Origin of the sequence: Actinoplanes sp. GCM10030250 (assembly GCF_042666575.1) — a bacterium.
In the GTDB taxonomy this organism is placed as follows: Bacteria; Actinomycetota; Actinomycetes; order Mycobacteriales; family Micromonosporaceae; genus Actinoplanes.
The window spans coordinates 306391-326573 of the sequence record NZ_JBHTDO010000001.1 but is presented as its reverse complement, the minus strand read 5'-3'; the positions used below and the strand labels follow the sequence as shown (position 1 = coordinate 326573).

Genomic DNA, 20183 nt, shown 5'->3' with positions numbered 1-20183 from the left:
GCGAGTGCCCCGGTCCGCGAAAGCGCGGACCGGGGCACTCGTACTCGTTGCCGAACGTGGAGCGAATCAGCGGTTGCTGCTGATCCAGGTCTTCAGGGTGCCGAACGCGGGCTTCTCCGACCCGTTGACGCGGAGCAGGCCGAAAGCGTCCTCCCGGTTGGTGCCGCCGTTGTCGGTGAGCGTGTAGTAGAAGAGCGGGCCGTGGTGCGGCAGGGCGTTCCAGCGGTCGTACAGCTTGGGGATCACGGCTGCCTGGGCCGACTCGGTGATCGAGTAGGCGCCGGCCGTTGGCACGCCGGTCTCGGTGCCCCAGATCAGCTTGGTGGCGTCGCCGTTCGCGTCCATGACCTTGCGGATCTCGAAGGACTGGGCCATCTCGCCGACGTCCACGCGGTCGCTGTGCGGCCAGGGGTGCACGGCCACGCCATCGATCATCGACCGCAAGCCGCCGGCGTAGAGGGCGCGGTACCACGGCAGCGGCTCGAGGGCCTTCTCGCCGGGCTCGCTGGGGCCGGTGCCGCCGGAGATCACGTCGGCGTCCGGGTCGGCGCTCCTGATGCCGGCGGAGGTCGTCGACAGCAGGCTCAGGTACGCGGCCGGTGACGGCTGCGGGTTCCAGGAGCCGCCGAGGTTCGGCTCGTTCCAGATCTCGTACGCGGCGACCTTGCCCCGGTAGCGGGTGGCCGCCTCGACGGCGAACGCGCGGAACGTCGCCCGCCCGGCCTCGTCGACCGGGCCGTGGTTCCAGTCGGTGCCCGCCGGCCGGGCCCACGACGGAGTCGTACCGATGGCCAGCAGCACCTTCAGGCCGCGGTCCCGCGCGGCCTGAACCAACCGGTCGAGCCCGGACCATTTGATGGTGCCGCGCTCCGGTGACATCTCGGCGAACGCGGCGTCGAACCGGACCCAGCCGGCGCCCAGCGCTGTCGTACGGTCGAGCATGGATTCGGCAACGGCTGCCGGCTTGTACAGGATGCCGGACCCGGGGAAGGCCAGCCCGGCGACGGTCGACCCGGCCGGGACCGCCGAATCCTGTTCGGCCGCCCTCGCCGGCTGGAGACCCCCGGTCATCGCGGCGGCGGCGAGCACGAACGCGAAGGCCGGGGCGAGCCGGCGCGTTCGGGTACGCCGGTCATGAACCCGGGCAGTGGACGAGTGAAACAACGTTGCCTCCGTGGCGTTGCGGACGGTGCGGGCCGGGCGTACGTCTATCGGGTCAACAGGAAGGCGTGCCGTTCCCCGGGCCGCAGCTCACTGGCCACCCGCAGTCCGCACGACTCGAACAGCTCCACCAGGCGGTCGCGGGACCGGCGTACCCGGCGGATCCCCTTGCGCCAAGGCCGGGGCAGCACCGCGTCCGGCAGCCGGCTGACCGCGAGGTACGGCAGCGAGACCGCCCGGGTGTCGAACTGCACCCAGCACACGCCGCCCGGCGCGAGGCAGGAGCCGATCCGGGTGAAGTACTCGACGATGGCGCTCCAGTCGGCGATGTGCTGGAAGACGATGAGGCTGTACACGAAGTCGACCGGCCCCTGCGTGTCCCAGGGCTCGTGGGACAGGAAGCCGCGGACGTTGTCCCGCCCGGCCCGCTGCGCGTTGTCGGCCAGCTTGCGCAGCATCGTCGGCGCGATGTCCACGGCCAGCACCTCGGTGAACCGCTCGGACACCGGCATGGTCAGCCGCCCGACCCCGCAGCCGATCTCCAGCGCCCGGCCGCGCCCGGTCAGGCGTGGACCGGCCTCGGCGAGGATCTGCGCCGCGTCCTCCCGGCCGGATCGGTCGAAGAACGACCGGCCCTCCGCCGTGGTGAAATCAACGTCCGGCGCGGTGTAGATGTACCACTCCGCGTTTTCCCGGGCGAAGGTCTCCCAGCGATTTTCGAGCACCGCTTCCCCTTTGCAATCAGCAATCGGCCGGACCGCCCGTACGGCCGGTCCGGCCGTCCCAAGTTATCCGGGTACCCCGGCCGCCGTGACGGATTTCTCGAAAGGGTTACGGGCCCATTCCGTGAGCGGAACTCGCTTTTCAGCGTGTCAGTAGCCGACGAGTGACGCCGCCGAGCGGATGAACCACCCCTACGGTGAATAAATTAGACTCGCTTACCCATTTCGCAGCTATATCAACCTCTTTGCTCGACGCATGGTGTTCACTTCTCTGCGCATGGTCCAGATAAGCGCCTTGGAGCCAGGAAATGCACAAGCTGTCCACCTTGTCGATCGTTATCCCGGCTCTCAACGAGCAGGAGAACATCCCTCAGACCATGCGAGCGATACCAGTCGATCGACTCAACAAGATGGGCTTCGAAGTCGAAGTACTCGTAGTAGACAACGGTTCCGACGACAGCACCGCGGAACTGGCGCGAAAAAGTGGCGCGAAAGTCATCGTGCAACCGGTGCGCGGTTACGGCAACGCATACAAGGCCGGGTTCGCCAACTGCTCGGGTGATGTCATCGCGACCGGCGACGCAGACCTGACGTATCCCTTCTCGACGCTTCCAGACACCCTGAGCGTGCTGCTCCGCGATGAGCTGGACTTCCTGTCTACGGACCGCCTGGACTGCCTCACACCAGGCTCGATGAGCGCCTCTCACAAATGGGCGAACCACGCGCTGAGCATGATGTGCCGCACGCTTTTCCGGTCACCGTTCCGCGATTCCCAGTCAGGGATGTGGATCTTTCGCCGGCGCGTTCTCGACGGCCTGCGGATGCGCGCCGGCGGCATGGCCTTCTCCCAGGAACTCAAGCTCGAGGTGTTCCGCAGCGGCTACCGCTGCGGCGAGCTGCCGATCGACTACCTGCCCCGGGGCGGCCAGACCAAGATGCGCGGCCTGCGGGACGGCAGCATGGTCGCCTTCCACATGCTGGCCCACCGCCTGCGCACCTTCGGCCGGGTCGGCGGAATGCCGCCCGTCCCCGAGCTGGAGGCAGCCGAGCTGGAGGCAGCCGGACTGGAGGCAGCCGGGCTGGAGGCAGCCGGGCTGGAGGCAGCCGGGCTGGAAGCGGAGGGACTGCCGGCCGTTCCCGAGCGGAAAGCCGCCGGCGCCGCCTGGCAGGACGAAAAAGTTGCCGAGCGCGTGGTCGTGTGACGCGAGATATGGCGTGAAGTGCGTGTTCTGATCGTCTCGAGCTACTTCCCGCCGCACGTCGGCGGCGTCGAGGTGGTGGCCGAGCGCCAGGCCCGGCTGCTGGCCGCGGCGGGTCACCACGTGGTCGTGGCCACCGGCCGGCACGACCGGTCGCTTCCGGCCACGGAGATCCGCGACGGGTACGACCTGCGCCGGCTGCCGATGACCAACGTGATCGAGAGACGTTTCGGCATCCCCTACCCGGTGATCGGGCCGGGGGCCGTACGCGGCCTGCGCCGCCTGGTGACCGGCAGCGATCTCGTCCACCTGCACGACGTGCTCTACCAGCTGCCGCAGACCGCCGCCCTGCTGGCCACGGCGGCGGGCCGGCCCCTGTACCTGACCCAGCACGTGGGCGCGCGGGCACACGCCAACGGCCTGGTGAACCGGGTGGAACACCTGGTCGACCGGTACGCGGGCGCCTGGGTGAGGCCCCGGGTCAGCCGGTTCGTCTGCTACCACGCGCTGTCCGAGCAGCACCTGCGGTCGTCCGGAGTGCCGGCCGAGCGGATCGTCCGCGGCCGCATCGGTGTCGAGACCGACGTCTTCACCCCGGCCGGAGTGGCGCCGGGCGGCGAGCCGATCGTTCTCTTCGTCGGCCGGATCGCCGACAACAAGGGCTACCGGCACGTGCTGAACCTGGCCCGTCCGGGTCGGCAGATCGTGCTGGCCGGTCCGGGTCGCCCGGCTGAGCCGTTGCCGGCCGGCGTGACACACCTCGGCCCGCTGACCCGGGAGCAGCTCGTCGACCTCTACCGGGCGGCCGCCGTCTTCGTCCTGCCGTCCGAGGGGGAGACCTTCCCGCTCGCCGCGCAGGAGGCGATGGCCTGCGGTACGCCCGTGGTGCTGAGCGACGGGCCGGGCTACACGGGGTTCGACGTGGACCGCCGGCTGCTGCGGCTGGTCCCCCCGGAGGCGGCCGTGCTGGACCGGACCGTCGACGAGATCCTCGGCGACGCGGAGCTGCGCCGCCGGATGGGTGCCTACGCGCGGCACCTCGCGGTGACCCACTTCGACGCCGCGGCGGGCCGCCGCTCGTTGATCGACCTGTACGACCCCATCCACATCTCCGCGAAGGGAAGCCGGTGGACATCACCGTTGTGGTCCTGACCTACAACAGCGCCGCCACCCTCCGAGCGTGCCTCGACTCCCTGGTCGCCCAGGAGCACCAGCCGGCCGAGGTGCTGATCGTGGACGACGACTCCACCGACGCGTCCCGGGAGCTGGCCGGCGGGTACCTCGGCCGGTTGCCGATCCGGATCCTGCGCAACGGCAGCCACAACATCTCGCGCGGGCGCAACCTGGGCATCGCGGCGGCCGGCCACCCGGTGGTGGCCTTTCTCGACTCCGACGCGTGGGCGGAGCCGGGCTGGACCGCCGCGGTGCTCGCCGCGTTCGCCGCGGACACCGGCGCGGCGGTCGTCGGCGGCGCGGTGCTGGCCGACCACGCCGGGCAGCTGGCGGCCGCCATCGCGGTCAACGACGACACCGTGCGCCGCATCGCCGCCTCGGGAAACCTGCTTGTCGGTGGCTGCAACATGGCGGTGCACACCGGGCGCACCTCGGAGCTGTTCGACGAGCGCTGGGTGCACGCCGAGGACATCGAGTTCACCGGCCGGGTGGGCCGCTGGTCGGTCGCGCCGGCCGCCCGGGTGTGGCACGAGAGCCGCCCGACGGTCACCGGCTATTTCCGGCAGATGTATCGGTACGGGCTGTGGAAGGTTCGCTACACGCTGCACACCGGGGACGCCCGCCTCGTCGACTACTCACCGGCGGTGGCGATGATCGGCAGCGCCGCGCTGGCGTACGTCTCGCCCTGGCTCTTTCTGATCTATCCCGCGCTGTGCGTGGCCGAGACGGTCGTCGTGGCCCTGCTGGCCCGCCCGGCTCAGCGCCTGCTGCCGCTGATGCTGCTCGGCTGGCTGGTGAAGAACACCGGCTGGGGCCTGGGCGTGCTGCACGCTCTGCTCCAGCAGGTCACCGGCCGCTCGCGGATCCCGGCCGGGCCGCGCCCGCGGGTGGCGTGAGGTGGAGATCGTCCAGGTGGCAGGCCTGTTCCCGCCGCATCTCGGCGGCGAGGAACTGGTCGCCCAGCAGCTTGCGACCATGCAGGCCCGGCGGCACAACGTCACCGTCTACACCTCCGACATCGACGCCCGCACGATGCCGCGGCGGCAGCAGGACGGCCGGTTGCAGGTCTTCCGCGACCGCGCCTGGCGGGTGGGCAACACACCCGTGCTCCCCCGGCTGACCGGGCGCCTGCTGCGGCACGAGCCACGGCCGGACGTGGTGCACGTCCACGTCGGGCAGGCGCTGCTGCCGGAGATGGTGCGGTTCGGCGCCGGGTGGCGCGGCGTGCCGTACGTCGCCCACGTCCACCTCATGGTGCGTCCCTCCTCGACCGCCGGCAGGCTGTTGCTCCCGCTCTACCAGCGCACCCTGTACGCGCATTTCCTGCGCCGGGCGGCCCTGGTCATCTGCCTGACCGAGGCCATGCGCCGCACGGTCGTCGCCCGGTTCGGGCTTAATCCGGAGCGGGTGGCGGTGGTGCCCAATGGCGTCGACGGTGAGGTGTTCACGCCGGGCCCGTTCGCCGGCCGGGCGCCGCGTGAGCTGCTGATCGCCGGCCGGCTGACCGCCCAGAAGAACGTGGCCGCCGCGGTCGGGGCGATGGCCCACCTGCCCCGGGACGTGACGCTGCGTGTCGTCGGCGACGGCGAGGACGGGGCCGCGCTGCGGGCGCAGGTGGCCCGGCTCGGCCTGACCGGCGTGCGGTTCGAGGGGCGGCTCGCACCCGCGGAGCTGGCGGCCGCCTATCAGCGGGCGACGCTCGTACTGATGCCGTCCACTCATGAGGGCCAGCCGCTGGTGCTGCTCGAGGCGATGGCGACCGGCGCGCCGGTGGTCTGCTCGGCGCTGCCGGAGCTGGTGGAGACGGCCGGCGACGCCGCGTTGCCGGTCGAGGAGCCGACGCCGGCCGCGCTGGGCGCCGCGATCCGTGCGCTGCTGGACGATCCGGCCCGGCGGCGGCGCATGGCCGACGCCGCGCTCCGCCGTGCCGCGACCTATACCTGGCCGGCGGTCGCCTCGGCGGTCGACGAGCTGTACGACCGCGTCCGCGCGGGCCGCGGATGACCGCTGCGGCGGTGGGCGGGCGCGGTGGGGGCCGTGTCCCGTACCACCACCGTGACTTGCTGACCGTCGTGCTGCCGCCGACCGCTTTGATGATCACCAACGTGCTGGTGCTGACCGGTGCCGGCGGCCCGCGCGCGGCGATCGGGCTGCCGGTGGCCCTGATCCTGCCGGGCGCCCTGACCCTGCGGTTGCTGGGGATCTCCCGCCGCGGCTGGGAGTGGCTGCTGCACGCGGTGGCGTTCTCCCTCGTCGCGCTGATGGTCGCCGCCCTCCCGCTCGCCCTGATCGGTGGGCGGGCACTCAGCCCGGCCGGCTGCCTGGCCGCCCTGGACACGCTGATCCTGCTGCTCGCTGTCGCGGCAGTCCGGCGCCCGGCGCACCGCTTCGCCGACGGCCGGACCTGGCGTCTGCCCGGCCTGTCCGGCGCGGCGCCGATCGCCTGCGGTGCCGCGGCCGTGGCACTGGCGGTGGCCGGCGCGCGGCGGCTCAACGAGGGAGGCGGCCCGGCGCTCACCGAGATGGCGTTCGGCCTGGCGGCGGCGGCCCTGCTCGCGGCGGCCGGGTCCGCACGCCGGGGCCGGCCCGGTGCCGCGGCGGCCGGGTTGTACCTGGCGGCCCTCACGGTGCTGTTCGCCACCTCGTTGCGGGGCGCCGGTGTCTCGGGCCACGACATCAAGATCGAATACCGGGTTCTGGTGGACGTGCTCCGGCAGGATGCCTGGCGGCCCGGCGGGCCCTTCAGCGGCTTCAACTCCTGCCTGAGCCTGACCGTGCTGCCGGCGTTCCTGTCGCGGCTGCTGGGTGTGGCGGCCCTGGACGTCTACCGGGTCTGCTTCCAGACCGTCTTCGCGCTGGTACCGGTCGCGACCTTCCTCTACGCCCGGCGCCTGCTGCCGGCCGGCGGTGCGGTTCTGGCCGGCGGCGTCTTCGTGGCCTTCCCCGCGTTCGTCAACGACATGCCGATGATCAACCGGCAGGAGATCGCGCTGGTGTTCCTCTCGGTCGCGGCCCTGAACCTGCGGTGCACGCGGGACGGGTACCGGCGCCGGGCCACGGTCCTGGCCGTGATGGGCGCGGGTATGACGGTCTCCCACTACACGACCACCTACGTGGCCATCGCCCTGCTGGTCACGGCGTGGAGCATCCGCCGGGTGCGCCGCCGGTGGATCCCGCCCGGCAGGGCAGCCGGCTGGGGCCGCCCGGCTCTGGCGCTGGTGGCGATGGCCGTCGCCTGGGCGGTGCTGACCGGCAGCGCGCCGGCCTTCGCGGCCAGCCTCGGCGAGGCCGCCACCTCGGTCACCTCCGGCCGGAGTGCCCAGACCGGCGCGAACCAGTACGCCCCGGTCGCCGCCGGTCGCGCGGCGACCGACGAGGAGGTGTTCGCCCGGTACGTCGGCATGGTCCGCCGGAGCAGCAGCATCTATGCGGTGTCCGCGGCGCCGCCCGGATGCCGGGCGCGGGTCCAGCCGAGCGAGACGGCCCGGCTGACCGCCGCCGGGGCGACCATGGCGCGGCTGGGCGTCGAGCCGGGCGCGTTCAACCGTCAACTGCGGCTGCTGCTCTCGTCCGGGTTGTTCCAGGGCGGCGCGGTGCTGGGGTGCGCCCTGCTCTGGTGGTGGCTGTACCGCTCGCGCCGGCCGCGGCCGACAGCGGGTGTCCACGCCGAGCTGTCCGCCGCCGGCCTGGTCGTCCTGTCGGCACTGCTCGTCGCACCCCAACTCGGCGACAGCTACGGACTGCTCCGGCTCTACCAGCAGATCCTGCTGCCGTTCGCGCCGCTGATCATCCTCGCGCTCACCTGGCCGGCCACCCGCCTCACCGGCCGGGCCCGGGCCGCCGCCGGAGCGGCCGTCCACGTCGTGGTGCTCGGCTGCCTGCTCGCCATGGTCGGCCTGGTGCCGCAGCTCACCGGCGGGTACGTGCCGCAGCTGAACCTCAACAACACCGGCCCCTACTACCGCGCCGCGTACGCCTCGTCCTCCGACGTGGCGACCATGGCCTGGGTACGCCGAACCCTCCCCCGCGCCAGCTGGGTGGTGTCCGACGACCCCGGCACCTCCAACCTGCGCGCCATGACGGCACTGTTCCCGGAGGAGGGCCTGGTCCCCGGCGCCCTGCCGGCCGCCGCCAACCTCGTCCTGCTGTCGGTACACGGCAACGAGGCCGACGCCGTGACGCTCGCCGGCGACCGGGTGCTGAACTACCGCTTCCCCCTGCACTGCGTCACCGCGGGCCGGCCCCTGCTGTACGCGAACGGACCCAGCCGCGTCTACGGCCCCGAGGTGAACCCGTGACCATGACGGCGGACGAGGACACGACGCGGCTGGCGGTCGACGGCCCGCGGCGGATCCTGCACGTGATCAATCTGGGCACCTTGGCCGGCGGCGCCGAACGGCAGCTCGCCAACCTGGCCGGTCTGCAACGGGCGGCCGGCCACGAGGTGCGGGTGCTCTCCAGCGACCTGGACGGCGCCGGCGCCCGGTTCAGCGACATCACCTGGGAGCAACAGCGGCGCACCGGCCCGCTCGCCCGGCTCGCCGGTCAGCTGACCAACGCGGCGGCCCGGGACACGCTCGCGCGGGTCGTCGAGGATTGGCGGCCCGACGTCGTGCACCTGCACACCGTGGGCCTGCTGTCTCCGGCCGCGCTGGACGTGCTGGCCGGCACTCCGACGGTGCTGACCGTGCACGGGCCGGAGCTGTACGTCCGCACCACCGCGCGGTGGTGCCTGCCGGACCACTACTTCACGACGACGCCCGCCGGCCGCCGCCGGATCACCTGGCGGGGACGAGCGGCCATGCTTCTCGGCGCCGGTCTGCTGGGCCGCCGGTGGCGGCAACGGCTGCGGGTGGTGGACGTCTTCCTGGCGCCCAGCCGGTTCCTGGCCGACCAGCTGGCCCGCGACTTCGCACCGACCCGGGTGGCGCCGAACGGCCGGGCGGCAGCCCACCGCGGCGCGCGGAAACCCGGTTCCGGGACGGCGTCGCGGCTCCTGTTCGTCGGACGGCTCGAGCACTTCAAGGGAGTCGAGATCGCGATCGACGCCCTGGCCGTGGTGGCGCGCGACCACCCCGGCGTGACGTTGACGATCGTCGGCTCCGGGCCGGCCGAGGGGAAGCTGCGGCAGCAGATCGCTGAGCGAGGCCTCGCTGGACGCGTCGAGCTGGCCGGCTGGCTGGACCCCGCCGAGGTGGAGCGGGAACTGGCCGCGGCGGACGTGGTGATCGTCCCGTCACGGTGCCCGGAGGCGTTCGGGCTGGTCTGCCTGGAGGCGTTCGCGGCCGGTACACCGGTGATCGCCTCCGCCGTCGGTGGTCTGCCCGAGATCGTCCGCCACGAGGAGACCGGGCTGCTCGTGCCGCCCGGCGACGTGGCCGGGCTGGCGGCGGCCGTCGACCGGATGCTCAGCGATCACGGGTTGCGCCACCGGCTGGCCGAGGCCGGAGCCGGCCTGGCCGGCGAGTTCAGCCTGGAGGCGCACGCGCGGGCGGTGGGCGACGGATATCGCGAGGCCGTCGATCGGCATCGCGACCGTACGAGCTCGCCGGCCCCGTCGATCGTGCGGACCCTGACGGAGCGCTGCCGGACCGCCCTGGCCGACAGCCTGCTCCGCAACTCGATGCTGCTGCTGCTCGCCACGATCCAGCTGGCGGGGGGCGGCTTCCTCTTCTGGCAGCTCGTGGCGCACCTGTTCAGCCCGGCCGACGTCGGGCGGGCCAGCGCCGCGATCTCCGCCACGACCCTGATCGCCAACCTGGCACTGCTCGGCATGAACAACGCGGCGATCCGGTACCTGCCGCAGACGTCGGATCCCCGCCGGCTCGTCAACACCGGCCTGAGTGTGGTGGCAGGCGCGGCCCTGATCGGCGCAGGGGCCTATGCGCTGCTCCATACGGGTATGCCGAGCCTGACGGAATCGGGCCGGGTGGGCGAAGGGCTGGCGCTGATCGCGCTGACCACGCTCGGTGCCGTCAGCCTCTTCTACGACAACGTCTTCGTCGCCATGCGCCGCAGCGGCCAGGTGCTCATCCGGAACACCGTCGTCGTCACCGCCCGGCTGGCCGCTCCGCTGCTGCTCGTCAGCCTGGGCGGGCTCGGTGTCTTCGTCGCCTACTGGGCGGCCGCCGCGGTGGCGCTGCCGGTCTACCTGATCTCGCTGTGCCGGATGGGTCTGGCGCCGCGCTTCGCGGCCAGCCGCAGCAGGCTTCGGGAGATGTGGCGGTACGCGGCCGGCAACTACGTGGCCACCGCGATCCTGATCACTCCGGGGCTGCTGATGCCGGTGCTGGTCGCCGCCCGGCTGGGCCCGGTCAGCGCGGCTCACTACTACATCGCCTCCCTGGTCGCGAACGTGCTGCTGTTCGTGCCGCAGGCGCTCGGGCGCAGCCTGTTCGCCGAGTTGGCCCACGACCCCGCCGGCGCCCGGCAGCACGTCAAGCGAGTGCTGCGGCTGAGCGCCGTGACGCAGGTGCCGATGCTGGCCGTGATGGTTCTGCTCGGGCGCCCGCTGCTGGGCCTGTTCGGCGGCCCGTACACCGAGGGCTACCCGCTGCTGATCCTGGTCGCCTCGGCGGCGGCGCTGAGCTCCGTCGGCTACGTCGGCAGCACGTTGCTGCTGGCCACCGGACAGATCCGGCTGCTCTGCCTGCTGTCCGTCGGGGCCTACAGCACGTGCGTGGTCGCCGCCCTGATGCTGGCCGGCCGAGGCGTGAACGCCATCGGTGCCGCGCTGCTCGCCGGGGAGGTCCTGCTGGCGCTCGGCTACCTGCCGATCCTGGCGCGTGCCCTGCGCGACCCGGCGAACACACCGAAACCGAGAGAGGGGCTCACCGAGTGAGGCAGTCAGTCCGGCGGCGGGGCCGCCAGTTGCTGGCAGTGAGCGGCCGGCAGTGGCGTCGTGCGGTCACCGCCCGAGCGGAGCGAGCAGTCGGCGCGCTGGCCGACCGGTCCCTGATGGTGATCGCGCCCCACGCGGACGACGAGACCCTCGGCTGTGGCGCCCTGATCGCCCGGGCCCGGGCCCGCGGCGTTCCGGTGACCGTGGTGGTGGCCACCGACGGGCGGCACAGCACCGAGTCGTCGGTGCTGTCTCCGGACCAGCTGGCGGCGTTGCGCACCGCGGAACTGGCCGCGGCGTGCACCCGGCTCGGCGTGCCGGATCAGGACGTCCGGCAGCTCGGCTTCGCCGACACCACGCTGACGAGGAACGCCGCGCCTCTCACCGAGGCGATCGCCGCGTTGCACGCCGAGCGGCGTCCCGAGGTGGCCCTGGTCCCCGCGGTTCAGGATGACCATCCGGACCACCGTGCCGTGCATCACGCCACGCTGCGCGCCCTCGACGCGGCCGGGCACCGGTGCCTGGTGCTGGCGTACCCCGTCTGGGCCTGGCACTCCGGCCCGTGGTTCCTCGACACGCCCGCCGCCGAACGACCCGCACTGTGTGCGTGGGCGGTCCGGCAGGCGGTCCGGGGCGGCTGGTGGCGGGTGCCGTGCGGTCCGTACCTGCGGGACAAGGAGGCGGCGATCCGGGCCTACGCGAGCCAGACCACCAACCTGACCGGCGAGCCGTCGTGGAGCTACCTCGACGCCGACTTCCTGGCCGCGTTCCGCGAGCCGGAAGAGCTGTTCCTCCCGGTGCGCACGCCGGGACGCCGAAAACGGCGGTGACGGGCCGTGGCCCATCACCGCCGTCTCATCAGCTATCGGGTCATGCGTGACTTCAGTGCGGCGTACGCCAATTTGGCGCTGCCGTCCGCCCGGAGCACACCGAAGTGCTGCTCACGGTCGGTGCTCGACGTGCCGGAGTCGCGCGCGGAATACCAGAACAGCGGGCCGGCGAACGGCTTGGCGTACCAGGTGTCGAAGACGCTGTTGAGGTAGTCGACCTGCGTCTGCTCGCTCACCGAGGCGTCGCCGCCGGTGGGCATGCCGTACTCGGTCGCCCAGATCTTCTTGTCGCCGTCGCCCTGCGCCACCATGAGGTTGTACAGCTGCGCCGACACGTCGTTCACGTTGCGGCTGCTCCGGGCCAGGTCACCGCCGGAGTACGGGTGCCAGCCCATCGCGTCGAACTTGCCCTTGGCCCCGTTGGCGTACGCGTCCTTGATGAAGGTCGCCGGGTCCGTGCCGCCGGTCCACTCGGTCGGCGCCACGGAGCCGAACACGATCGTGATCTTCGCGCCGAGCTCGGCCTGAGCCTTGCGGAGACCGGTGACGCACGGCGTGAGGTAGCTCTTGGCGTACGTGGCGCCGCTGGTCGCCCAGCCCGGGTGCGGCAGGTTGATCTCGTTGCCGATCTCGTACTCGGTGACGCCCATCGGGATGTAGTGCTTGGCGGTCTGGTAGCAGTAGTTGGTCATCAGGCTGAGGTCACTGGGCATCCCGTAGTCGCCGACATTGCCGTTGGCCCAGCTCGGAACGGTGTGCAGGACGGCCAGGTAACGCATGTTGTTCGCCTTGGTGTCGGCGATCACCTGGTCGAAGTAGTTCCAGCGCCAGTCGCCCTTGATCGGCTCGAGGTAGGCCCAGCCCAGGTCGCTGCGGATCCAGGTCGAGTTCGCCGCGCCCATCGCGGCGTAGTCAGCGGCCCGGCGGGTGTTCCACGGCTGATTGGCACCGACGGCCACGCCACCGACGTACCGGCCGTTGGCAGCGGGCGCGGCGGGCGTCGTGGGCGCCGGCGTCGTGGTGGTCGGCTTGGGGGCCGGCGTCGTGGTGGTCGGCTTGGGTGCCGGCGTCGTGGTGGTGGGGGCCGGGGCGGTGGAGCCGCTGGTGGCCGCCGCGTAGTGGTTGGCCACCTGGCCGGCGGTCAGCGCGGAGCCGTAGAACGCCAGCCCGTCGACGCTGAGCTTGCCCGGGTTCACCGCCGAGCCGTTGAGGGCCTGCATGGCGCCGATCAGCAGCGGCCCTGTCTCGGTGTCGGTGCCGGCCAGCCCGGACAGCACCCCGGTGGTGTCCCGGGTGCCGTCGAAGTACCAGGTCCACCGCTTGGCGGCGCTGTCATAGGTGAACGCGAGGTGGTGGAAGCGGGCCGAGTCGAGGCCACGCGAGGTCAGCACGTCGGTGCCGTTGCGCTTGAACGCGACCTGGTGCTTGGCGTCGGAGGAGACCCACATCGCCGTGCCGTAGTGCTTCGCGTCGACGCGGCCGCGGTTGAAGATGGTCGGCCACCCGGTGGTCTGCGGCTCGCTCGGCAGCTTCGCCCAGACCTCGGCGGTGAAGGAGGCCGGCAGCCGCATCGAGGCCGAGTAGGGCACCTGAACCCGCTGACCGTTGCCGTCGAAGGCGACCGCCTTGCCGGCTGCGCCGTCCACCCCGAGCGTGCCACCGGCCATGGTGGACGCACCGGCGGTGCCGGTCAGGTCGCGAACGGGTCCGCTCGCCTCGTCCAGAGACCAGTACAGTCGCGGCTTGTCGGCCAGCACGGCGGCGTTGTAAGCGTCGGCAGTGGTGGACACCGCGGCGCTCACCGGTGCGGAAGCGAGCCCGCCGACAAGCGCGGTGCACGCGATGGTCGCCGATCCAGCAGCAGTGATCCAGGCACGGAAAGCCAAGACGAGGTCCCCTCGGGTCAGCTGCGACGAGTTCCGTTGTGGACGGCCGTGATGAGAGCCGTTCGTCGCGTTGCAAGACCTGTCGGCCTGGTCCCGAGGGCTGGAAGTGCGAAATGGTTGACGCTCCGGTGCCGAATGGTCACAAGGACCGATCAGCACCGGTACAGTTGCCGGCCGGCTGCCGTCCGGTGGCGTGCCGGGTGCAGCCGTGCCTGGATGCCGGGTTGACTGGATGCCGGGTTGAGAAGGTTCGTGGCAAAAACAGGGACGGGGCCCGGCAGCAAACGCTGCCGAGCCCCGTCCGTTACCGCCTAGTTCAACTAATGAGCACTACGCTTCCGGGGAGGCGTGGGCTTGGCGATCGGCTTGGGCACGGGCTTCGGCTTGGGCTTGGGCTTGACCGCGGCCGGCCGAGCGGCACAGCCGAGCATGGCCTGAGCGGCCTTGCGCACCGTTCCCACCGGCAGGACATCGTCGCAGGTGATGGTGCCCTCTTCGACATATCCATAGGTGGAGTAGGTCCCACTGCCCTGGTTCGAATACCTGGGCAGCCCTAAGCCGACGTTGCAGGTGGCCCGGGTGAAGGTCCCGCTGACGCGCCTGGTGCCCTTGTAGAGGCCGTAGTAGCCGGGCTTGTTGAACGACCACTTGACCGACGTCTCCTCGGTGTCGGTGGTCGCGTTCTCCGTCTGCACGGCGAATCCCGCCGAGCGACTCACCAGCCCGAACAGTGATTGCGACGCTTCCTCGTGACCGTTGATCGTGGTGCTGACGTTGTTCACCACGTTCAGGTTGTAAGTGTTCTCCGAGAGCGTGCCACGGGTGACATAGAAGCTGGTGAAGTGGGTCACTACCGGTGACACCTGCGCCGAGTCGACCCGGTAGACCTGCTTACCGATCTCACTGAGGGAGCATCCCCGCCCATTGGCCGGTAACGGATCAGATGCGTATGCACTTGATCCCACACCCACCGTCAGCCCCGCAACCATGACCATGGTGAGGGCGCTCAAACCGGCTCGACGGGGGCTAAATGTTCTGACCACTCTGGCTCTCCTGCTCGATGTGAATCAAATGGTTCGCCGCTCGTCAGCTCTCGCGACATCCGCAGAATTGTCCGGACCGGCTGCGTGACGGCCAAACGTCGCGCCTGCATTAAAGGGGGGCCGCAGACAACGAGTCAAAAATGCGAAATGCCCTCTGATCCGATCCGTGTCGGCGGGCACTTTCCGCAGACAGGTTACCGGGCCGCGTACAAAAGCTTTTGCCGCCCCTGATGGTGGGGGTGTCGTAAGCACGAACCCGCGATAATCACTCGAACGAGTGGCTGAATACAACGAGCGGATCGAGGCGGCAAGCGGGTTCCCGGTAACCACGGAGTCTTCACCGCGGGGCTGTCACCGGCTCGAGACAGCCGCCGCGGACGCTAGGCGCCATAGCCGCGACCGTCTACGATGGCGCACGGTCTATCTTCTGCCGCAGAAGGAACCCACATGGACAACGGGGTGCCCCAGGTCGCTTGGGCGGGCCGGCATTTCCAGGTCTTATTGACGCCCGTCACCTATCCGGATGGGACCGTCAAGACGCATGAACAGGTCCAGGCCCCCGACGTCGTGCGGGTCTACGGGGTGGCGGACGATGCGGTCCTGCTCATTCGGGAGTACCGGGCGGATGTGGGCCGGCGGGTCTATCGCGTCCCATCGGGCCGGGTCGAGGCCGGTGAGTCCGCAGAGGCGGCAGCCCGGCGTGAGTTCCGGGAAGAAGCGGGCCGCGAGGCGCTCGGCTGGGAATTACTCAAAGCCGCACGACCGGTCCTGAAGTTCAAATACACCGTCTGGCACTTCCTGGCGACCGATCTCAGTTTCGTCGGTCAGGACACTGAGCCCGGCGAAGACATCGAAGTCGTGCGAATGCCTCTCGACCAGGTGCCGGACATGGTGCTCGACGGTTTTGTCGAGGAAGACAGTATCGCCATGACGTTACTGCGGATCGCTCGCCGCTTCGGCAAACGGATTCCCGCGTGACCGACATTCTGGTCACCATTCCTGACTGCACGGACGGGCGTATGGCTGCGCTGCAACGACTCGTTCCGCTCGGTTTGACCGGCGTCCGCGTGATTGCCAAGAGCCGATCGACGACCGAGACCGTCGCCATGCTCGAACTGCTCGACGACCTGCGAACCCGCACCGGGTGGCCGCGGGTCCTCTGGCTGGATCTTCCCGGTGCCCGCCCGAGGGTCTCCGGACTACGGCCGGGGCTGGCGGACATCGCCACCTCGTCGACCGTGACAGCGTCGGACGGGTCCACCGTGGCCGACATCTACGTGGAAGACCCGGTCTTCTGGAAGATCGTTGCCCCGCACAGCGAGTTGTCCATCGCCGACAACACCATCCGGCTGAGGGTCGTCGGAGTGGCCGACCGGCACGCGACGTGCGAGGTGGTCCGGGGTGGCAGGGTCACGCCCGGCCGGTCGATCGCCGTCGCTGAGGCCGGCCCGGCCGGGCGCTTCGCCATCTCCCCGGCGGACGAGGCGCTCGTGCGGGACGTGTCGGTGCGGATGCCGGTCACGATCGTCCTCTCGTGGGTGTCCAGCGCCGCCCAGCTGCGACTCGCGAGTGAGAGGCTCGGGCCGGCCGTCCTGCTGCCCAAGCTGGAAGAGGACCTCGACGTCGAGGCGCTTCAGGGCATCCTCAGCGCGACCTCGGCGATCCTCATCGGTCGCGCTGATCTCGACGCCGGCCTCGGTGGGGACCGCACGCGGCAGACCGTCCAGAGGTATCTGGCTGCCGCTCGGCGTCAGGGGGTCACGGCGTACGTCGGCTCCCTCATCTTCGACTCGCTGGAGAACGGCGGCGCACCCAGTGCGGCTGACACGGCGGACGTCTCGGCTCTGCTGGACGTCGGCGTACGGACGTTTCTTCTCTCCGGTTCCGGAGATATGACCACTCTGGAGCGCAAGGTCAGCAACCTGGCCGCACTGGCGTCGGCGTTCCAGGACTGAGCATCCCCGCGCGGCTACCCCGCCGCCGCAGCGATCTTCCCCGTGCCGAGGAGCACACCTAGGCTGGGGACATCGACCGAAAGGAACGACCGGCACGGCGACCGGGCAGCGTAGGGGCCACCACTGCGAAGGTGCGGACGATGACGAGTTCACATGAGAGCCCCGAGCGCCTGCTCCAGCGGGCGGTCGGCAAGGTCGTCAACCGCGCGACGAACACGGTCGGCTCCTGCTTCGCCATCGACAGCGAGTTGGTGTTCACGAGCAGGCACGTGGTACGCGACGAGCCACGCCGGCTTGTTGTGTCCTTCCCGTTCTCCGGCGAGAGCCAGAACGCGGTTCTCGTCCATGAGGACGAGGAGCAGGATCTCGCGATCCTCCAGCTCTCCTCGCCGTCCGCCGCCTACGCAGTGCCGCTGTCCAGCGCCGGCCCGGACGCGCCGTTCGTGACGTTCGGCTACCGCCATGCCGATGACTTCGATGGCCTGTACTCCCGAGGTTCGATCCTCGGGCAGGTCACACGGGCGTCGGGCTCGCCGAAGCAGCTGCTTCAGCTCCAGTCGCCCTCGCTCGACCGGGGTATGAGCGGAGCCCCGATTCTCGTACAGGTCAACGGCACGTGGACGGCAGTCGGCATGGTCGCCGCGGTCTGGCAGTCGCCGAACTATCGCGACAGCGATTTGGCCTTCGGATTGCCGGGCACCCAGCTCATCAAAGCAGCCGCGACCGCCCTGGGACCGAGGCCGGAAGAGACCTACGACAAGCGCGTCCTGTGGGCGGTCTCCTATGTGCTCCAGGACAGATACGACGACGGTGCGTGGGGCCGATCCTTCATACCGAAGGAGGGCGTCTTCTCCACCGATGCGCGCGCGCCCGGCAGCCACAGCGGTAAACGGGCGCTGAGTGTGACCTCCTGGGCCGCGCTCGCCCTCTCTCGCGTCAGCGCTGGTTCGGCCGATGCGTTCGCCGCCGAAAGTCTGCCCTCGATCATGGCGTCGTACCTGGCCTCGTGCGGCGCGTTCGGGCAACTGCATCGCACGGTGTCCGCCACGCCGCTGGTGGAGCCCAACGACATAGAGATCGCGAACCCGCGCCACACCGGATCGGCGCTGTCCTACCTGATCGAGATCCAGGGAGCCTCGCGTGTGGTGGCCCGCGGACTTGAGTTCCTGGTGAAGACCGCGCACGCCGACGGCGGCTGGGGCGAGGCCATCGGTGGTGAGCCGAACACGCTGGCCACGGCGTACGTGATCGACGCCATGACGAAGTGCCTGCTCGCCTGGCCGTCGATCGAGTCGTTCTTCGATCATGGAACCGGCGAAAAGCTCAAATCCGACGCGGAGCAATGCGTCGACGAGGCCCTCGAATGGCTTGCCCGCCGCCAGCGGGACGACGGAACCTGGCTCTATCGGGGCGGCGAGCACGAGGACCCGTCGTACGCACCGGCGTACACCGCCTACGTGGTGGCCTTCGCACCCGAGGTACTGGCCCGATCCTCACGGGTTCGCCGCCGTTTCCTCCGATTCGTCGAAGAACAGGTCGAATCCAGGGGCGGTATTCCTCGTACCGTAGGCGGTGAAGAGCTCGCCACATCCAGCCTGATGGTGTCCTACGGGCTCCGGCGTACCGGCGTTCATGATCTTCAGCAGATTGCCGATGATCTTTCCGCCATCGGCGTGAAGCAGCTCGATGTGTCAGCGGGCACCGCCGGCACGATCGCCAGCGTCTTCTTCCTTCTCGACTACGCCGCTCGCAGCCAGGAGCCCGGCAGCGCGGTCACACGTGCCGCCACACGTTTGATCAACGCGTACCGCCTTGCCACACGCGACGCCAAGGACCGGGGCGAGGACGAGTACGTCGAGCTGTGGCGCGCCGCGGTTCAAGACCTCATTGAGACAAGTGACTGACGTGGCCCGGGCGCGGGAATGCTGGAGGTTCGAGGATGCCGGATACGCGACTGACGTCGCTTCGATGCCCACCGTTGAACATGCACGGTTTCGGTGCGGTGTCGGCTTACGGCTGGGGTACGAAGGCCCTGATCGAGGGCTTGGCCGGCGGGCACCACGCCGCGACATACGGATCACATCTCGGGCCCGGCACGGTCCCCTTCTGGATGGCACCAGTCCCGGCGCCGGGCGAGGACAACGGCGAACAGACACGATATGCCGAGGCGGTTCGGTACGTCGCGGACGAGGCGATAGAGAGTGCCCTGGAGTCGGGCTGGCGCCCCGGTCCCGCCGTGTGCGTCATCCTGACGAGCGCCCGCGGTGATCTCGAGGCCAGCAGCGATCTCCACCTCTCCGAGTCCGAGCTGTCTCTCCGGCGGCGTTACGTGCGCGCCTTGCCGTCGACCCTGCTCAGCAGTGTGGCTCAGCAGTACGGGTTCAACGGACCGTCGATGTTCCTCTCGGCCGCATGCGCCGGCGGCGTGACCGCACTCCATGTAGGCAGGTCGTTGCTGATGACGGGAGCGGCGACCGACGTCGTTGTCATCGGAGCGGACATCGGTGTCGATCACCCATCGGTGCACTCCCTGGCCGCCCTCGGGCCGTTGCAGCTGGACGAGCCGCCCGACCGGGTGTGCCGGCCCTTCGACGCGTCCTCGAAAGGCTTCTCCATCGGCGAGGGCGCCGGCGCTCTGGTGATGAGCCCTCGACCTTCGCAAGCGAGAACGCAGCTTCTCGCCACGGCGGCGGCCAACGACCATTACCACGCGACGTCGCTGCGACCGGATGCGTCAGTCGCCATCGCGGCCGCGTCGCGCGCGATCCAGGACGCCGGCCTCGATCGCCACGACGTGTCCGGGTATCTGGCTCATGGAAGCGGAACGCCGCAATGTTCACGCCTCGAATCAGACGTCCTTCGTGAGCTGCCGAACCTTCGCCGGGTGTCAGCGCTGAAGCCGCTGCTCGGGCATTGCCGAAGCGCGAGCCCCATACTCGAGATCGCTGCCCTGTCGGCCTCCGCCGTGGAGCATCTTCCGCCACCGGGTGGACTGCCCTCGACGCTGGACCAGCCGGACGGGGCCGAATCCGGCGTTCAGCACTGGCTGCACGCGGCGTTCGGCTTCGGTGGGAACATTTCGTTCGGCGTGCTGAGGCAAACACCAGCCGGCGATGCGACTCCGGCCGCCGCCGAGACCGCCGCACGCTGATGACGACACCCACGAGGGGTTCCGTCCCCGCCAGGTTCCTCATTCATCAGGGCGCGCAAGGACACCTGCACGAAATCCAGCGCGGGTCGCCGGTGTCGACCGAGCTTGCCGGTCGTGTTCTGCTGGTGCGAAGTTGGGATCCCTCTCAGGTCCTGAACTTCCGGGCAGCGGCCGCGGTGATCGTGCTCGCGAAGTCGGCGCGCTCACATGCGACGGTGGCCG

At 70.4% G+C, this 20183-nt stretch carries 15 protein-coding genes; 11 read left to right on the top strand and 4 right to left on the bottom strand.

The window, feature by feature from the left end; genetic code table 11:
- Positions 1-66: 66 nt before the first annotated feature.
- On the bottom strand, positions 67-1164 hold the full coding sequence (locus ACFQV6_RS01515) for a cellulase family glycosylhydrolase (RefSeq protein WP_378025436.1): 1098 nt from the start codon (positions 1162-1164) through the stop codon (positions 67-69).
- 44 nt (positions 1165-1208) lie between these two features.
- Positions 1209-1886 (bottom strand): class I SAM-dependent methyltransferase, encoded by a 678-nt coding sequence (locus ACFQV6_RS01510; protein ID WP_378025435.1) that lies wholly within the window; start codon positions 1884-1886, stop codon positions 1209-1211.
- Positions 1887-2191: 305 nt separating this feature from the next.
- Between ACFQV6_RS01510 and ACFQV6_RS01505 the strand changes: the two genes are divergently transcribed.
- The 7 genes from ACFQV6_RS01505 to ACFQV6_RS01475 are packed head-to-tail and all read left to right on the top strand — an operon-like array spanning position 2192 to position 11926.
- Positions 2192-3085 carry a glycosyltransferase family 2 protein gene (locus tag ACFQV6_RS01505; RefSeq protein ID WP_378025434.1) on the top strand — a complete coding sequence of 298 codons (894 nt, stop codon included), beginning with the start codon at positions 2192-2194 and terminating at the stop codon, positions 3083-3085.
- Between the two features lie 18 nt (positions 3086-3103).
- Positions 3104-4234, top strand: a complete 1131-nt coding sequence (locus ACFQV6_RS01500; protein ID WP_378025433.1) for a glycosyltransferase family 4 protein — start codon at positions 3104-3106, stop codon at positions 4232-4234.
- Positions 4210-5151, top strand: coding sequence for a glycosyltransferase family 2 protein (locus tag ACFQV6_RS01495; RefSeq protein WP_378025432.1), 942 nt, complete (start codon positions 4210-4212; stop codon positions 5149-5151). The genes ACFQV6_RS01500 and ACFQV6_RS01495 overlap by 25 nt, the downstream gene beginning before the upstream one ends.
- 1 nt (position 5152) lies before the next feature.
- Positions 5153-6259, top strand: a complete 1107-nt coding sequence (locus ACFQV6_RS01490) for a glycosyltransferase family 4 protein (protein WP_378025431.1) — start codon at positions 5153-5155, stop codon at positions 6257-6259.
- Between the two features lie 56 nt (positions 6260-6315).
- A complete protein-coding gene (locus tag ACFQV6_RS01485) occupies positions 6316-8553 on the top strand; it encodes a hypothetical protein (protein ID WP_378025430.1) in 2238 nt (745 codons plus the stop codon).
- A gap of 2 nt (positions 8554-8555) precedes the next feature.
- Positions 8556-11096: a glycosyltransferase gene (locus ACFQV6_RS01480; protein WP_378025765.1), complete on the top strand. Its 2541-nt coding sequence runs from the start codon at positions 8556-8558 to the stop codon at positions 11094-11096.
- Entirely contained in the window at positions 11093-11926 is an 834-nt protein-coding gene (locus tag ACFQV6_RS01475) for a PIG-L deacetylase family protein (protein WP_378025429.1), read from the top strand. Before ACFQV6_RS01480 ends, ACFQV6_RS01475 begins: the two co-directional genes overlap by 4 nt.
- 32 nt (positions 11927-11958) lie before the next feature.
- On the opposite strand, the gene ACFQV6_RS01470 is transcribed toward ACFQV6_RS01475, so the two are convergent.
- Together ACFQV6_RS01470 and ACFQV6_RS01465 are read right to left on the bottom strand one after the other, a co-directional pair.
- Positions 11959-13812 (bottom strand): cellulase family glycosylhydrolase, encoded by a 1854-nt coding sequence (locus tag ACFQV6_RS01470; RefSeq protein WP_378025428.1) that lies wholly within the window; start codon positions 13810-13812, stop codon positions 11959-11961.
- Positions 13813-14132: 320 nt separating this feature from the next.
- Complete coding sequence (locus ACFQV6_RS01465; RefSeq protein WP_378025427.1) at positions 14133-14675, bottom strand: hypothetical protein; 543 nt, start codon at positions 14673-14675, stop codon at positions 14133-14135.
- 627 nt (positions 14676-15302) lie between these two features.
- Between ACFQV6_RS01465 and ACFQV6_RS01460 the strand changes: the two genes are divergently transcribed.
- The 4 genes from ACFQV6_RS01460 to ACFQV6_RS01445 all read left to right on the top strand — a co-directional run bounded on the left by ACFQV6_RS01460 (position 15303) and on the right by ACFQV6_RS01445 (position 19961).
- On the top strand, positions 15303-15833 hold the full coding sequence (locus ACFQV6_RS01460; RefSeq protein ID WP_378025426.1) for an NUDIX domain-containing protein: 531 nt from the start codon (positions 15303-15305) through the stop codon (positions 15831-15833).
- The gene (locus ACFQV6_RS01455; RefSeq protein ID WP_378025425.1) at positions 15830-16810 is read left to right on the top strand and encodes a pyruvate kinase; all 981 of its coding nucleotides are present in this window, start codon (positions 15830-15832) and stop codon (positions 16808-16810) included. The genes ACFQV6_RS01460 and ACFQV6_RS01455 overlap by 4 nt, the downstream gene beginning before the upstream one ends.
- 140 nt (positions 16811-16950) lie before the next feature.
- Positions 16951-18714 (top strand): trypsin-like peptidase domain-containing protein, encoded by a 1764-nt coding sequence (locus tag ACFQV6_RS01450; protein WP_378025424.1) that lies wholly within the window; start codon positions 16951-16953, stop codon positions 18712-18714.
- A 35-nt stretch (positions 18715-18749) separates the two neighbouring features.
- Positions 18750-19961 (top strand): beta-ketoacyl synthase N-terminal-like domain-containing protein, encoded by a 1212-nt coding sequence (locus ACFQV6_RS01445; RefSeq protein ID WP_378025423.1) that lies wholly within the window; start codon positions 18750-18752, stop codon positions 19959-19961.
- The last annotated feature ends 222 nt before the right edge of the window (positions 19962-20183 follow it).

Bases quoted from the DNA above. Each gene is read 5' to 3' on its own strand.
- ACFQV6_RS01450 (WP_378025424.1), top strand. From the start codon at position 16,951: ATGACGAGTTCACATGAGAGCCCCGAGCGCCTGCTCCAGCGGGCGGTC.
- ACFQV6_RS01480 (WP_378025765.1), top strand. From the start codon at position 8,556: ATGACGGCGGACGAGGACACGACGCGGCTGGCGGTCGACGGCCCGCGG.
- ACFQV6_RS01505 (WP_378025434.1), top strand. From the start codon at position 2,192: ATGCACAAGCTGTCCACCTTGTCGATCGTTATCCCGGCTCTCAACGAG.
- ACFQV6_RS01445 (WP_378025423.1), top strand. From the start codon at position 18,750: ATGCCGGATACGCGACTGACGTCGCTTCGATGCCCACCGTTGAACATG.
- ACFQV6_RS01460 (WP_378025426.1), top strand. From the start codon at position 15,303: ATGGACAACGGGGTGCCCCAGGTCGCTTGGGCGGGCCGGCATTTCCAG.